This is a genomic window from Neoroseomonas eburnea (assembly GCF_018129005.1).
In the GTDB taxonomy this organism is placed as follows: Bacteria; Pseudomonadota; Alphaproteobacteria; order Acetobacterales; family Acetobacteraceae; genus Neoroseomonas; species Neoroseomonas eburnea.
Genome location: NZ_JAAEDL010000012.1, coordinates 148,536 through 161,991 on the forward strand (window position 1 = coordinate 148,536; position 13,456 = coordinate 161,991).

Consider the following 13,456-nt stretch of genomic DNA (forward strand, 5'->3'; position numbering starts at 1 on the left):
CGCTGCGTCGTCCCGGAAACCGGGGGCACCCGTCAGTGCGCGTCGGCCCAGATCTTCCGCTTCACCGCATAGGCGAGGCCGGCGAGGACCGTGAGGAACAGGATGATCTTCACGCCCATGCCGCGGCGCTGCTCGAGTTCCGGCTCCGCCGCCCACTGCAGGAAGGTGGCGACGTCGCGCGCCATGTTCTCGACCGTCGCGGGGGTGCCGTCGGCGAACTGGACCTGGTCCGGGTTCAAGGGCGGGGCCATCGCGATCTGGTGGCCGGGGAAGTACTGGTTGTAGTTCATCCCCTCCGCCACCGTGACGCCGGCGGGCGGTTCGGAATAGCCGGTCATCAGTGCGTAGATGTAGGCCGCGCCGCCCGCCCGCGCCTTGGTGATGACCGACAGGTCCGGCGGCAGGGAGTTGTTGTTCGCCGCGCGCGCCGCCGCATCGTTCGGGAAGGGGCTGCGGAAGCGGTCGGAAGGACGGCCCGGCCGCTCGAACATCTGCCCTTCGTCGTTCGGACCGTCCTGGATCTGCACCTGGGACGCTATGGCCGCGACCTGCTGCTCGGTGAGGCCGAGTTCGCGCAGGTTGCGGTAGGAGATCAGCCGCATCGCATGGCAGGCCGCGCAGACTTCCTTGTAGACCTGGAAGCCCCGCTGGGCGCTGGCGCGGTCATAGGTCCCGAACACCCCGTCGAAGGAGAAACGAACGGGGGGGAGGTGGATCTCATCCCCCGCCGCGCCGGCGGGGGACGGAAGGGCGGCGAGCAGGCCGCCAATGACGGCGAAGGCCTTGAGCGTGGTGCGGAACATGGTCAGGCCTTCTCCATCGGCTTCGCTGCGGCACCCGCGGGCAGCGGCCCGCCGCCGCGCAGCACGGCGCGGGAGATGCTCTCGGGCAGCGGCAGCGGCCGTTCGAGCCGCCCGAGCAGCGGCAGGATCACCAGGAAATACGCGAAGTAGTAGGCGGTCGCGATCCGGCTGATGGTCACGAAGGGCTCTTCCGCCGGCTTGCCGCCGCAGTACAGCAGCACCAGGAAGGCCACCGTCCACAGCAGGAAGGCGATGCGCGCCAGCGGGCGGAAGCGCATGGAGCGCACCGGCGAACGGTCGAGCCAGGGCAGCACGAACCACACCAGGATGGACCCGAACATCAGCAGCACGCCGCCGAGCTTGTCCGGCACCGCGCGCAGGATCGCGTAGTACGGCAGGAAGTACCATTCCGGCACGATGTGCGCGGGCGTCACCAGCGGATTGGCCGGGATGTAGTTGTCCGGGTGGCCGAGGTAGTTCGGCGCGAAGAACACCAGCACGGCGAAGACGATGAAGTAGATCACCAGGCCGAAGCTGTCCTTCGCCGTGTAGTACGGGTGGAAGGGCAGGGTGTCCTGCGGGCCCTTCGGCTCGATGCCGAGCGGGTTGTTCGACCCGGTGATGTGCAGCGCGACGATATGGAGGAAGACCACGCCCACGATCACGAAGGGCAGCAGGTAGTGCAGGCTGAAGAAGCGGTTCAGCGTCGGGTTGTCGACGCTGAAGCCGCCCCACAGCAGCGAGACGATCCACTGGCCGACGACCGGGAAGGCGCTGAACAGGTTGGTGATGACGGTCGCGCCCCAGAAGGACATCTGGCCCCAGGGCAGCACGTAGCCCATGAAGGCGGTGGCCATCATCAGCAGGAAGATGACGACGCCCAGCATCCAGAGCAGCTCGCGCGGCGCCTTGTAGGACCCGTAGTACATCCCGCGCCAGATGTGGATGTAGACGACGATGAAGAACATCGACGCGCCGTTGGCGTGCACGTAGCGCATCAGCCAGCCGAAGTTCACGTCGCGCATGATCCGCTCGACGCTGTCGAAGGCGAGCGTGGTGTGCGGCGTGTAGTGCATCGCCAGGAAGATGCCGGTGGCGATCATGATCATCAGGTTGACCATCGCCAACGCGCCGAAATTCCAGAAGTAGTTGAAATTCCGCGGAGTCGGGAAGGAGCCGTACTCCTTCTGCATCATCGTGAAAATCGGCATGCGCTGGTCGATCCAGCGCACCACCGGGTTCTTCATGTCGCTGTTGTGCAGGCCGATCGCCATCGTCGCGTTCCTCAGCCGATCCGGATCTTGGTGTCGGACGTGAAGGCGTATTGCGGCACGTCAAGGTTCCGCGGCGCCGGGCCCTTACGAATGCGTCCGGAGGTATCGTAGTGGCTGCCATGGCAGGGGCAGAACCATCCGCCATACTCGCCGCGCGGATCGGTCGGCTTCTGGCCGAGCGGCACGCAGCCCAGATGGGTGCAGATGCCGATGACGACCAGCCATTGATCCTTCTGCACGCGGGACTGGTCGGTCGCGGGGTCCGGCAGCTGGGCTGGCGGGACATCGCGCGCGGCGGTGATCTCGGCACCCGTGCGGTGCCGCACGAAGATCGGCTTGCCGCGCCACATCACGGTCACTGCCTGGCCTTCGGCGATCGGCGCCAGCTCGACGTCGGTGCTCGCCAGCGCAAGCACGTCGCGCGCCGGCTGCATGGACGCGATGAAGGGCCAGGCGATGGCGCCGACGCCCACCGCGGCAAAGGAGGCCGTCACCAGGTTCAGGAAATCCCGCCGCGGCGTCCCATCGGACGCGGTGGCCGCACCACTCTCCGCCATGCCTCACCATCCCTTTCGCCGGCGCGCCCCGGGCGAAGGGACATCGACGGCCGCATCGATCGATTTCCGGACGCCTTGCGAACGACGCCCGCCAATTGGAGGAAGGCGAGCGCCACCGTGCGCTGCCCTCCTTGCGCGGCGGACCTTATAAGGGGCGGCCGCGCGGGGTGTCCATGCCACCTCCGCCCGGAAGGAGCGTTCGATGCACGAAGAGACCGCCGCCGGAACCACCCTGCCCGCCCCGGCGGACCACCCCCTGGCCGGCCCGGCGCGCGCCTGGTTCGAAAGCCTGCGCGACCGCATCTGCGCCGGGTTCGAGGCGATCGAGGACGAACTCCGCCACGGACCGCACCGCGACCTGCCCCCGGGCCGCTTCGAGCGCACCGCCTGGGCCCGGCCCGAAGGCGGCGGAGGCGTGATGTCCGTGATGCGCGGCCGTGTCTTCGAGAAGGTGGGCGTCAACGTTTCCACCGTCTTCGGCGAGTTCTCCCCGGAATTCCGCAAGACCATCCCGGGGGCGGAACAGGACCCCCGATTCCTGGCGACCGGCATCTCGCTGGTGTCCCACATGCGGAACCCGCGCGTGCCGGCCGCGCACATGAACACCCGCTTCATCGTCACCACCCGCGCCTGGTTCGGCGGCGGCGGAGACCTGACGCCGATGTTCCCCGACAGCGCCGAGGCGCAGGAGGATGCGCGCGGCTTCCATGCCGCCTTCAAGGCCGCCTGCGACAAGGCCGACCCTGGCTACTATCCGCGCTTCAGGCAGTGGTGCGACGAGTATTTCTTCCTGCCCCACCGCAACGAGCCCCGCGGCCTGGGCGGCATCTTCTACGACTGGCTGGGGGATCGCACGCCCGGGCACGGGGCCGAGGCGGACTTCGCCTTCACCAAGGATGTCGGCCTCGCCTTCCTCGACGCCTACCCCGCCATCGTGCGCCGCCGCATGCATGAACCCTGGACGGCGGCCGAGCGCCAGCATCAGCTCGTCCGCCGCGGGCGCTACGTCGAATTCAACCTGATCCATGACCGCGGCACGCTCTTCGGCCTCAAGACCGGGGGCAATGTGGAGGCGATCCTGATGTCGCTGCCGCCGGAGGTGGCCTGGCCCTGACGGGCCGTCACGAATGCGCCGCAGGTGGTTCCGAGAGGGGCGCTGCCCCTCTCGTGCTCTCCCCGCCAAAGGCCGAAAGGCCTTCGGAAACCGATACTTGAGGTATCTCGGGTGCAGGGGACCGTGTTCCCTGCCGGGCAAGTTCGAGGGGGCAAAGCCCCTCGATCCGCAGCCGTCGCGCATGGCACCGGACCGGATCGCGCTCCCCCCAAGCGTGAAGCTCGGCACTTCCGCCGGTCCGCAGCGGTTCCTTCCGAGCAGCCTTGATGTTCCGGTATCGTTTCATCTTGCGCGCCGTGACGGAGTCCGCCTAAGCAGCCCCCTTGGCAGAGTTGCAGGGGGTGGTTTCCATGACCATGCGCTCTCCGACCCGGCGCGCGGTGCTGTCCTGCCTCGTCATCATGTCAGGCACCGCGAGCCGCGCCGCTGCGCAGGCGCCGGCCGATCCGCAGGCCTTCGTGGCAGAGCTGTACCGCGCGCACATGCCCTCCGTCACGGGGAGTGCGCGCGGCGTGGTGCACGACCCTCGGCTGCGGGCGCGCTTCTTCGCGCCGGATCTCGCCGCCGCGATCGGCCGCGACTTCCGGGAGGCCGACCGGACCGGCGAGGTCGCCACCCTGATGATGGACCCGATCACTGCCTCGCAGGATCCGGAAGTCCGGAACCTCTCCCTGCACACCGTCGCACGGGATGGCGACTCGGCACGCGTGGAAGCGAGGTTCCGCCAGCGCGGCGGGACAACGCGCGTGCTGTTCCTCCTGCGCCGCGGGCGCTCCGGCTGGGCGATCTGGGATATCGGATGGAACGGCCGCCCGCCCGAACTGCGCTCGCTCTACGGTCTGCCCTGAGCCCCACGACCTTTCACCTCGCCGGCAGCTACACCATGTTCCGGCCGAACAGGGCACAGGCAGCGACACGATGATCGAAATGAACGTCAATGGGACGGTCCACAGGCTCGACGTGGAAGACGATACGCCGCTGCTGTGGGTGCTGCGCGAACAACTCGGCCTGACCGGCACCAAGTACGGTTGCGGCGTCGCGCAGTGCGGCGCCTGCACGGTGCTGGTGGACGGGGAGGCCATGCGTTCCTGCTCCCTGCCGGCCGAGGCCGCCGCCGGCCGCACCATCACCACCATCGAGGCAATCGAGGACCACCCCGTCGGCCGCAGGGTGGTCGAGGCCTGGGTCGAGGCCCAGGCGCCGCAATGCGGCTACTGCCAGTCCGGCCAGGTGATGGCGGCGACGGCGCTGCTCGCCGCGACGCCGAAGCCGACGCCGGAGGAGGTCGGGGCGGCGATGACCAATATCTGCCGCTGCGGCACCTACAATGCCATCGCCCGCGCGATCGGCCTCGCCGCCGAGCGGGCATGAGGGAAGCCGCCATGCGCACCGAGGACGCCCTCGCCGCCGCCATGCCGCCTGGCCGGCCCGTCAACCTCTCCCGCCGCGGCATGTTCGCCGCCGCCGGGGCGGGCCTGTTCCTCGGCCTTGCCCTGCCCGCGCGAACGCCGCGCGCGCAGGGCTCCGCCGCCGCCGCGCTGCGCCATGCGACCAAGGTGAACGCCTATCTCCGCATCGCGCCGGACGGGAAGATCCACCTGCAGAATCCCTTCGTCGAAGGTGGGCAAGGCATCGATTCCGCCGTCGCGCAGATCGTGGCGGAGGAACTCGATGCCGACCCGGCAGGCTTCGTCGTCGCCTGCGCACCCCCGGGGGAGGACTTCCGGGTCATGCAGGGCGGCAATGTGCGCTTCACCGGCGGGTCCTTCTCGGTGCGCTCCTCCTTCGCGCATTTCCGCACCCTGGGCGCCACCGCGCGGGCGATGCTGATCGAGGCCGCCGCCACGCGGCTTGCATTGCCCGCCACGGCGCTGACGACCGAACCGGGGCGCGTCGTCCACCGCGAGTCCGCGCGTGCCTTGACCTACGGCGAACTCGCCGAGGCCGCCGCGGCGCTGACCCCGCCGGTCAATGTCCCTCTCAAGGACCCGGCCGCCTTCCGTGTCATCGGCAGGCGGGTGCCGCGCTTCGACGTGCGCGCGAAATCCACCGGCAAGGTCACCTACGGCATCGACGTGAAGGTCGAGGGCATGCTGCTCGCGGCCGTCGTGCACGCCCCGCGCGCCGGCGCGCAGCCCGCCGCCGTGACCAATGAGGCCGCCCTGCGCGCCCTGCCCGGCGTGCATTCCGTCCATCGCCTGCCCGGCGCCGTCGCCGTGGCGGCGGACACCTGGTGGCATGCGAAGAAGGCGGTGGAGCAGGCGCAGGTCGCCTGGCAGGCACTCGCCGGCCCCGTCATGGCGGAGGATTTCTCGCCCGCCGCCATGCTGGACCGCCTGAAGGCGGCGGCCGGCACACCGGGCAATACCGCCGAGGAGGCGGGTGACCTCCGCGTCGCCCTCGCCGGCGCCGCCCGCGTGATCGAAGCCGAATACGACGCGCCCTACCTCGCGCATGCGCAGATGGAGCCGCCCTCCGCCACCGCGCGCTTCAATGACGACGGCACGCTCGATGTCTGGGTGCCGAACCAGGCGCCGGACTTCTTCCTGGCGACGGCCGCCCGCGTCGCGCAGCTCGAGCCTGCGAAGGTCCGCATCCATTCCCCGCCGCTGGGGGGCTTCTTCGGCCGGCACTTCGCCTATGGCAGCGCCAATGCGCACCCACAGGCGATCCTGCTCGCCAAGGCCACGGGCCGCCCGGTGAAGGTGATCTGGAGCCGCGAGGAGGAATTCGCCCGCGACGCCTATCGCCCGCTCACCTTCGCAACCTTCCGCGCCGGGCTGGACGTGGTGGGCGACGTCGTCGCCCTGCAGGCGGCGGGCTACGGCGAAGGTCCGATGACCAGGCATTTCGGCGCGGCCTCGCTCGGCAACCCGCCGGTCGATGCTTCCATCATGGAAGGGCTGACAGGCAAGCCGTACCGCTTCGCCGCCAAGCGCGTGGAATTCGTGCCCGTGCCGCACCCGCCGGGGGTGAATCTAGGCTTCTGGCGCTCGGTCGGGCATTCGATGAACGACTTCTTCTTCGAGTCCTTCCTCGACGAGATCGCCCACGCCGCGAACAAGGATCCCTTCGCCTTCCGCATGGCGTTGCTGGCCCACAGCGAACGCCACCGGACCCTGCTGAACGCGGTGGCGGAACTGTCCGGCGGCTGGCGGCGCGGGCCCTTCCAGGCACCGGACGGCACGCGCCGCGCCCGCGGCGTCGCCATGGCCTCGCCCTTCGGGTCCGAAGTCGCGACCATCGCCGAGGCCTCGGTGAAGGATGGCGAGGTCGTGGTCCATGACGTCTGGGTCGCCATCGATCCGGGGCGCATCGTCAACCCGCGCACCATCGAGGAACAGGTCCAGTCCGCGGTCGCGATCGGCCTCTCCTCCGCGCTCGCCGAGGAAGTGCTGTTCGAACGCGGCGAGGTCACAACCCGCAATTTCGACACCTACCAGGTGATGCGCCGCGACCGCATGCCGCGCGTGCATGTGCGCATCGTCGAAAGCGGCGCGCCGATGGGCGGCGTGGGCGAGCCCGGCACGCCGGGCGTGCCGCCGGCGGTGGCGAACGCGGTGTTCGCGCTGACGGGGCAGAGGATGCGCAGCCTGCCGTTCAGCAAGACCAGGCTTTCGGGTTCATAGGGGAAGGTCGGGGGAGGGGAACCTCCCCCGAGCCCCCTTCCTTCTCTGGCCCTTGGAAACTGACAGCCGAAGTCAGTTCCCACATGACAGAGAAGGTTGGGGGGTGCGGGGGGAAGTTCCCTTCGCCCCGCCTACTGCCCCTCCTGCTCGAAAAACCTGGCCACCCGTTCCGCCGTATCCGCGATGGCATGCGGCGGTGCCTTTTCCCGCGGCCGGCAGGCCTCGGCCATCGCCCGCAGTTCCGGCCGCAGGTCCACTCCTGCGGCGCGCAGCCCGAAGGATGCCGCGACGACGCCGATCGCGAGTTCGTGTGCCTCGGCATAGAGCCGGTCGCGGCTGTCTTCCGCCGCCGGGTCAATGGCTTCGGCGATGCGGACCACCTCCGCAGCCCGTGCGCGCACCGCGTCGCCGAGTTCCGCCGGCGCGGGCCGCATCTCCCCGATGATGTACATCGCCTCTCGCGCCGCCGCCGCGTCCGGCCCGGCGATGTGCCCGACGATCGCGGCCGCGAAATCGGGCCGCGCTGTCGCGATACGGATCGCCTCGGTCCGCACCTCGTCCCACCCGTCGGTGATGGCGAAGTCCAGGAAGGCGGCTGTCGGCGCATCGGGTGCCAGTGCCGCGAAGGCGGCCTGGCGCAGCGCCGCCGCGCTCGGCGGGGCGGGCGGCGGCGGTGCCGGCGGAGGGCGGCGCACGACGCGATAGCGGACATGGTGCGAGGCCTCGGCCGGGTCCGGACTGCCCGAGCCGAGATACGACCCGATCCAGGGGCTCCAGGCCTCCTCCAGCGCTCCCGGCCGCGCCGGGACGGGCAGCGAGACATACTGTGACTCCGGCCCGAAGCGCCCGACGGTGAGGATGCGCGGCGCCTGCGAGATGGTGACCGGAACGCGGCCGGGAACGATCCAGTGCCCGTCCTCGAACCGCGCCTCCTCCAGGTTCCAGTCGCCCATGCTGGAGCGCAGGTTGGGCCCGGAGGACAGGTGCACATAGGGCGTCTCCGCCGGCTCCGGCGCGGGCCGTTCCGCGCCCGCCGGCAGGCGGAGCTCCAGCGCCAGGTCGATCGGCTGCCCGCCCACCAGGGGCTGCACGTCCCGCTGGGCCCAGGCGAGCAAGCCGGCGGCGGTGATCAGCCCGCCGACCACCAGCAGCGCTGCGCCGAAGCCGCGGGCGATGCCCGCGCCGCCCGGTTCGCCCGCCAGCCGGCAGGTGGTGATGCCGGCGATGGTGCTGCCGAGGAAGCCGAGCAGCGCCATGAACACCACGAAGTAGCCGGACCCGCCCTCGAAGGAGGAGATGCGCAGCCAGGGCGCCGCGCGGTCCGCGACGAGGCCGGCATAGATGCCGCCGATCAGGCCGGTGAGAAGGCCAAGGAAGATGGCGGCTGGCCAAGGCATGTGGGGGTTTCCGTCGGTCAGTCTTCGATGGCCAGGCCATGCATGCCGAGGTGGCGGCGGCAATGCTCGGCGATGCGGGCGACGAGGCGGGCGCGTTCCTCCGGCGCGATGGGCACGGAACGGCTCTCCGCCGGAACCCACCAACCCTCGAGCGTGCGCGGCACCAGACGGGGCTCGGGGCCGAAGGTGCAGATGATGGTGGCGACGCGGTCCCCCTCCCGGCAGGTCAGCATCTCGCCGCGGCGATCGATCTCGACGGTCAGGTGGGGCGGGCCGGCCCTCGGGGCGGGCGGCGGCGGGTTCGCCGCGCGGCGGATCGCATCCATGTCGGGCATGGTCGACGGCAGAGAGGGCGGTTCGAGGACGAAGAAGTGGCGCCGCGCATCGGTCCATTCGCCGGACCAGAGGGGGCTCTGCCGGTCGTGGAAACCGATCTCCGCGGTGGGGGCGCGCGGCCGCGTGGCAACCGGGCGGGCCAGCCGCGCAAAGGCGCCGACCGGCGGCGCGGGCGACCCGAAGCCGACCTCCAGCACGGTGTTGCCGGCGGCGAGCTCGGCCTCGAGCAGCGCGCGCAGCGTCGGCGGGAAGCACCCGATCCCCTGGCACTTCTCGGCAGTCACCGCGCCTCCCTTGTCCGTGGGGGGGGGGGGAGTATTGCCGGCACGATGGTGCAGGCCAAGCCATTCCGAAGGCGGGCCGGTGCGGAGGCGCACCGAGGGGGCCGTGCCCCCGCGGGCTCCCCCAGCAGGGGACACGGTCCCCTGCACCCGCGAGAACGCATGCGGTGCCGGCCGAAGGACCAGCGGTGACGCGCCGCCACGCCCGCGGGAGGGACGGCGCCGCTTTTGGTCGAGCCAGCGCAAAGCCCGGTCAGGCGGGATCACGTGATCGGGCAAGAATGCTCGTGAAAACCGTGCGCAACATGGGCTGCCACGAGCCAAGGCGAACGGAATCCAATCTTGTCTCCTGATTCCGAGGTCCGCAGGATCTCGGAATCAGGACACTACGGTGCCCAATCCATGGCCGGGTCGAGCGGCCAGATCGGCCGCGGCACCTGGCGCCAGGGCACGCGCTGCAGCACCACCGTCGTCAGGCCCGGCACGTCCACCTCCAGGATGCGGTCCGGCGAGAAGACCTCGTCGAAGCCCGCGCGGAAATGGCCGCGCGACTTCACCACCAGGCTGCGCACCGCGGCGAGGTCCAAGCCGAGCGCCTCCAGCATCGCGGGCTCGCAGAGCTGGCGGCGCTGCGTGGCGACGGCGACGCGCAGCCCGCCGATGCGCAGCAGCGCCATCGGGCCGAGATCCACCTCCCGGCCGGCATAGATGCCGCGGCGGCCGGCGATACGGCCGTCATGCAGGGCTTCCACCACCGCGCCGGCCGCGAAGCCGTGGGAGAGCGGGTGAGTCTCGGCGCGGTTGAAGCGGGCGACGAAGCGTGCGCCGACACCCAGCAGATGCGCCTCCGCCGCCAGTTCGGGGTCGTTGAACACGCCGAGCACCGCGCCCTCCACGCCGGCGGCGTGGAAGGCCTCGAGGATCCAGACCGTGTTGCCGCGCCCGCCGCCGCCCGGATTGTCGGCGACATCGGCGAAGAGCAGCGAAGGCGCACGCGGGTCGGCGCCTGCTGCTCTGGCGCGGCGCACGGCGTCCTCCAGCGGCAGCAGCTTGGTCACCCAGCGGCCGCGGGACGACCAGACGAAGCGCGCGATCTCCTCCGCCACCGCCTGCGCGCGCGCCTGGTCCGTGCGCGTGGTGACGATCACCGACAGCCCGTTCTTCGGCGTGTCCCCCAGCGAGAAGCCCGAGGAGATGGAGACGTTCATCACCTCATGATCCAGGAAGGAGCGGCCATGGGCGATGGCGTCCGCATAGGGGCCGCAGTCGGTGTTCTGGCTGGTCGCCGGCGGGATCATCGGCAGCTTCACGAAGGCGCTGCGCGGGCGCAGCCCGCCGAGCATGGCGCGCATCGCAGCCGCCGCCTCCGCACCGCGTTCCATCATGTCGACATGCGGATTGGTGACGAAGGCGATCAGCACGTCCGCGTGCTCGACCATGGCGCGGGAGACGTTGGCGTGCAGGTCGAGCGTCGCGATGACCGGCACATCCGGCCCCACCACCGCGCGAACGCGGGCCAGCAGCACGCCATCGGGATCGACTTCCACCGTCGCCGTGGCGGCACCATGCAGGGAGAGGAAGACGCCCTGCAGCGGCATGGCGGCGCGCAGGCCGTGCTCGACCTGCATCACCAGGTCATCGAACACCTCCTGCTCGATCGGGCCGGAGGCGCCGGCGGCGGCGGCGACCAGCGGCACCGGGGTCCATGGCCGGCCGGAACCCATCGCCCGGACGAAACCCGTCAGCGCGGTGGGCGCACGCGGCACCGGGCGCGCCAGGTCGGCTCCGAGGGCGCTGCCTTCCAGCCAGCAGGCAGCCTCGAACTCGGCCCGCGTGGCGGGGGGCGCGTGGCCGTTGCTCTCCAGCATGAAGGCGGCGAGCGCGATGCGGGGCGCGGTCATGGACAAGCCTTGGAAATCGTGTCGGGAAGGTGCGGCGGGCGGCAAGGCGCCGATCGGCGCCCTCCCGGGGGTTGTGGCTCACTCGCTCGCCGCGGCGGGCGCCTGTTCGGCCGGGTGGCGGTCCCCCGACTTCTCGAGGACCAGCTTCTGGTGCGGATACGGGATCTCGATGCCGAGCTCGTCGAAGCGCCTCTTGATGCGGCGGTTCATCTCGCGCCCCACCGCCCAGCGCTGGGACGGCTCAGTCTTCAGCCGCACCCGGATCACGACGCCGGAATCGGCGAGCCGCTCGACGCCCAGGATGTCGAGGTCGTCCCGTATCGCCGGGCGGAACTTGAGGTCCTCCCGCAGTTCGGCGGCGACCTCCTTCAGCACCTCGGTCACGCGGTCGGTGTCCTCGCCGTAGGCGACGCTCACGTCAACCACGGCGAAGGCGAAGTCACGCGTCATGTTCGTCACCGTGGTCACGGCGCTGAACGGGATGATGTGCAGGCTGCCGTCCATCGCGCGCAGCTTGATGGAGCGGATCGACAATTGCTCGACCACGCCCGAGAGCCCGCCCACCTGCACCACGTCGCCCACCGCCATCGCATCCTCGAACAGCAGGAAGATGCCGGTGATGACGTCCCGTACCAAGGTCTGGGAGCCGAAGCCGATGGCGATGCCGACGACACCGGCACCGGCGATCAGCGGCGCGACGTTCACCCCGATCTCGGTCAGGATGATGAAGCCGACGATGATGACGATGGTGATCATCAGCGCCGTGCGCAGCATGGGCAGCAGCGTGCGCACGCGGGCGCTGCGCGCCGCCTTGGCGTCGCGCGAAAGATGCGCGAGGTGGCGCTGGATCGCGGCGTTGGCGGCCTCCCACGCCGCCAGCGCCACCAGCAGGGTGAAGCCCATGGAGGCCAGCGAGCCGACCAGGCGGCTGCCGAGCTTGCCCTGGCCGAACCAGGCGAAGGCGTCGAGCCCCCAGGCTTCGAGCAGGAACAGCAGCGTCAGCGCGCCGATGATGAAGGAGAGCGTGCCCTTCAGGATCGGCAGGTAGCGGTTGGCCCGTGCCTCCAGCCCCGGGTAGCGGCGTGCAAGGTCCGGCGTGATGCGGAAGGCGCGGGCCAGGGCGCGCCGCATCGCCAGGTCCACCAGCTTGGCGATGCCGAGCACCACCAGCGTCATCAGCGAAATGCGCGACAGCCGCCAGAAGCCGCCCTGCACCTCCAGCGCCCAGACGCCCCAGGCGGCGATCAGCCAGGCGATGGCGAGCAGGTGCCAGATATCCGCCAGGCGGTCCCGTACGGCGCGCAGCACGCGGCGCTGCGGCGCCACGCCGTCGCCATCCTCGGTCCCGGGGGCGCGCAACAGGTCGGAGACCGCGGTCCGGTTCTGCAGGATGACGATGATGAGGAAGAGCGTCACCAGCAGCAGGCAGACCCGCAGGATGGAATCATAGGCGCTCCACGGCAGGCCGAATTGCAGCCCGGCCTCGGCCGTGGCGTAGCCGACCACCAGCACGAAGGTGATCCGCCGCAGCCAGACGGTGATGTAGGCCGCCGTCTCGTCGCCGACCGGCAGGAGCCGCAGCATCGGCGAGGCCGGCGAGAGCGCCATGCGGGAGGCCACCATCACCGCGCGCGACGCCATGTAGGCGTTGTTGACCGTCAGCATCACCAGCTCGGTGGTCGGCAGCGGCCCCACGGCGCCGATCAGCCCATAGGAGACGATGGCGAAGGCGGCGATCGGCAGCAGGTCGAGCCCGAGGCGGGCGATCACCAGCGGCACCTTGCGCAGCCAGGAGAAGGCCTCGCCTTCCTCCGGCGCGCGCGAATCGAGCGCATCGCGCGCCCGTCCGAGCAGCCGGACGGCCATCCACTCGGCGAACAGACCGAGGCCGAGAACGAGCATCAGCTTCCAGGAGGCATCCATGACCCGGTACTGGGTCACCGGGTCCCGCGCCATCGAGGACAGCCAGGCGACCATCGACGGCAGGTCCGCGATCGCCTGCACCGTCGCCACGAGCTGTTCGGACAGGGCCGAGAGGCGCTGCGACGCGCCGGTGAGCAATTGCGCGCCGAGCGTGTTGGGCGCGAGCAGCGCCGGCTCGCCCGGGGTGGCGGGAGCGCCCGGGGTTGCCGGCGTCGCCGGCGCGGCGGCGCCGGGCGCCGGG

Annotated in this window: 11 protein-coding genes; 4 read left to right on the plus strand and 7 right to left on the minus strand. The window is 70.7% G+C overall.

Going from position 1 to position 13,456, the window contains the following annotated elements:
• Positions 1 to 32: 32 nt before the first annotated feature.
• The 3 genes from GXW74_RS13965 to petA are packed head-to-tail and all read right to left on the minus strand — an operon-like array spanning position 33 to position 2,634.
• Positions 33 to 803, minus strand: a complete 771-nt coding sequence (locus GXW74_RS13965; RefSeq protein WP_211847123.1) for a cytochrome c1 — start codon at positions 801 to 803, stop codon at positions 33 to 35.
• Between the two features lie 2 nt (positions 804 to 805).
• On the minus strand, positions 806 to 2,077 hold the full coding sequence (locus tag GXW74_RS13970) for a cytochrome b (protein WP_211847124.1): 1,272 nt from the start codon (positions 2,075 to 2,077) through the stop codon (positions 806 to 808).
• Between the two features lie 11 nt (positions 2,078 to 2,088).
• Positions 2,089 to 2,634: a ubiquinol-cytochrome c reductase iron-sulfur subunit gene (gene petA, locus GXW74_RS13975; protein ID WP_211847125.1), complete on the minus strand. Its 546-nt coding sequence runs from the start codon at positions 2,632 to 2,634 to the stop codon at positions 2,089 to 2,091.
• 202 nt (positions 2,635 to 2,836) lie between these two features.
• On the opposite strand from petA, the gene hemF reads away from it, so the two are divergent.
• The 4 genes from hemF (at position 2,837) to GXW74_RS13995 (ending at position 7,377) form a co-directional block, all read left to right on the plus strand.
• On the plus strand, positions 2,837 to 3,748 hold the full coding sequence (gene hemF / locus GXW74_RS13980) for an oxygen-dependent coproporphyrinogen oxidase (RefSeq protein WP_211847126.1): 912 nt from the start codon (positions 2,837 to 2,839) through the stop codon (positions 3,746 to 3,748).
• A 350-nt stretch (positions 3,749 to 4,098) separates the two neighbouring features.
• On the plus strand, positions 4,099 to 4,596 hold the full coding sequence (locus GXW74_RS13985) for a DUF3828 domain-containing protein (protein WP_211847127.1): 498 nt from the start codon (positions 4,099 to 4,101) through the stop codon (positions 4,594 to 4,596).
• A gap of 70 nt (positions 4,597 to 4,666) precedes the next feature.
• Positions 4,667 to 5,119, plus strand: a complete 453-nt coding sequence (locus GXW74_RS13990; RefSeq protein ID WP_211847128.1) for a (2Fe-2S)-binding protein — start codon at positions 4,667 to 4,669, stop codon at positions 5,117 to 5,119.
• Between the two features lie 11 nt (positions 5,120 to 5,130).
• Positions 5,131 to 7,377, plus strand: a complete 2,247-nt coding sequence (locus GXW74_RS13995; RefSeq protein ID WP_211847129.1) for a xanthine dehydrogenase family protein molybdopterin-binding subunit — start codon at positions 5,131 to 5,133, stop codon at positions 7,375 to 7,377.
• 131 nt (positions 7,378 to 7,508) lie between these two features.
• Here the strand turns inward: GXW74_RS13995 and GXW74_RS14000 are convergent, their stop codons facing one another.
• The 4 genes from GXW74_RS14000 to GXW74_RS14015 all read right to left on the minus strand — a co-directional run.
• Positions 7,509 to 8,774, minus strand: a complete 1,266-nt coding sequence (locus tag GXW74_RS14000; RefSeq protein ID WP_211847130.1) for a hypothetical protein — start codon at positions 8,772 to 8,774, stop codon at positions 7,509 to 7,511.
• 17 nt (positions 8,775 to 8,791) lie between these two features.
• Entirely contained in the window at positions 8,792 to 9,394 is a 603-nt protein-coding gene (locus tag GXW74_RS14005; RefSeq protein WP_211847131.1) for a hypothetical protein, read from the minus strand.
• Between the two features lie 383 nt (positions 9,395 to 9,777).
• The gene (locus tag GXW74_RS14010) at positions 9,778 to 11,292 is read right to left on the minus strand and encodes a M81 family metallopeptidase (protein WP_246523323.1); all 1,515 of its coding nucleotides are present in this window, start codon (positions 11,290 to 11,292) and stop codon (positions 9,778 to 9,780) included.
• 78 nt (positions 11,293 to 11,370) lie between these two features.
• The coding region (locus GXW74_RS14015; RefSeq protein WP_211847133.1) for a mechanosensitive ion channel domain-containing protein at positions 11,371 to 13,456 on the minus strand (2,086 nt) is incomplete at its 5' end.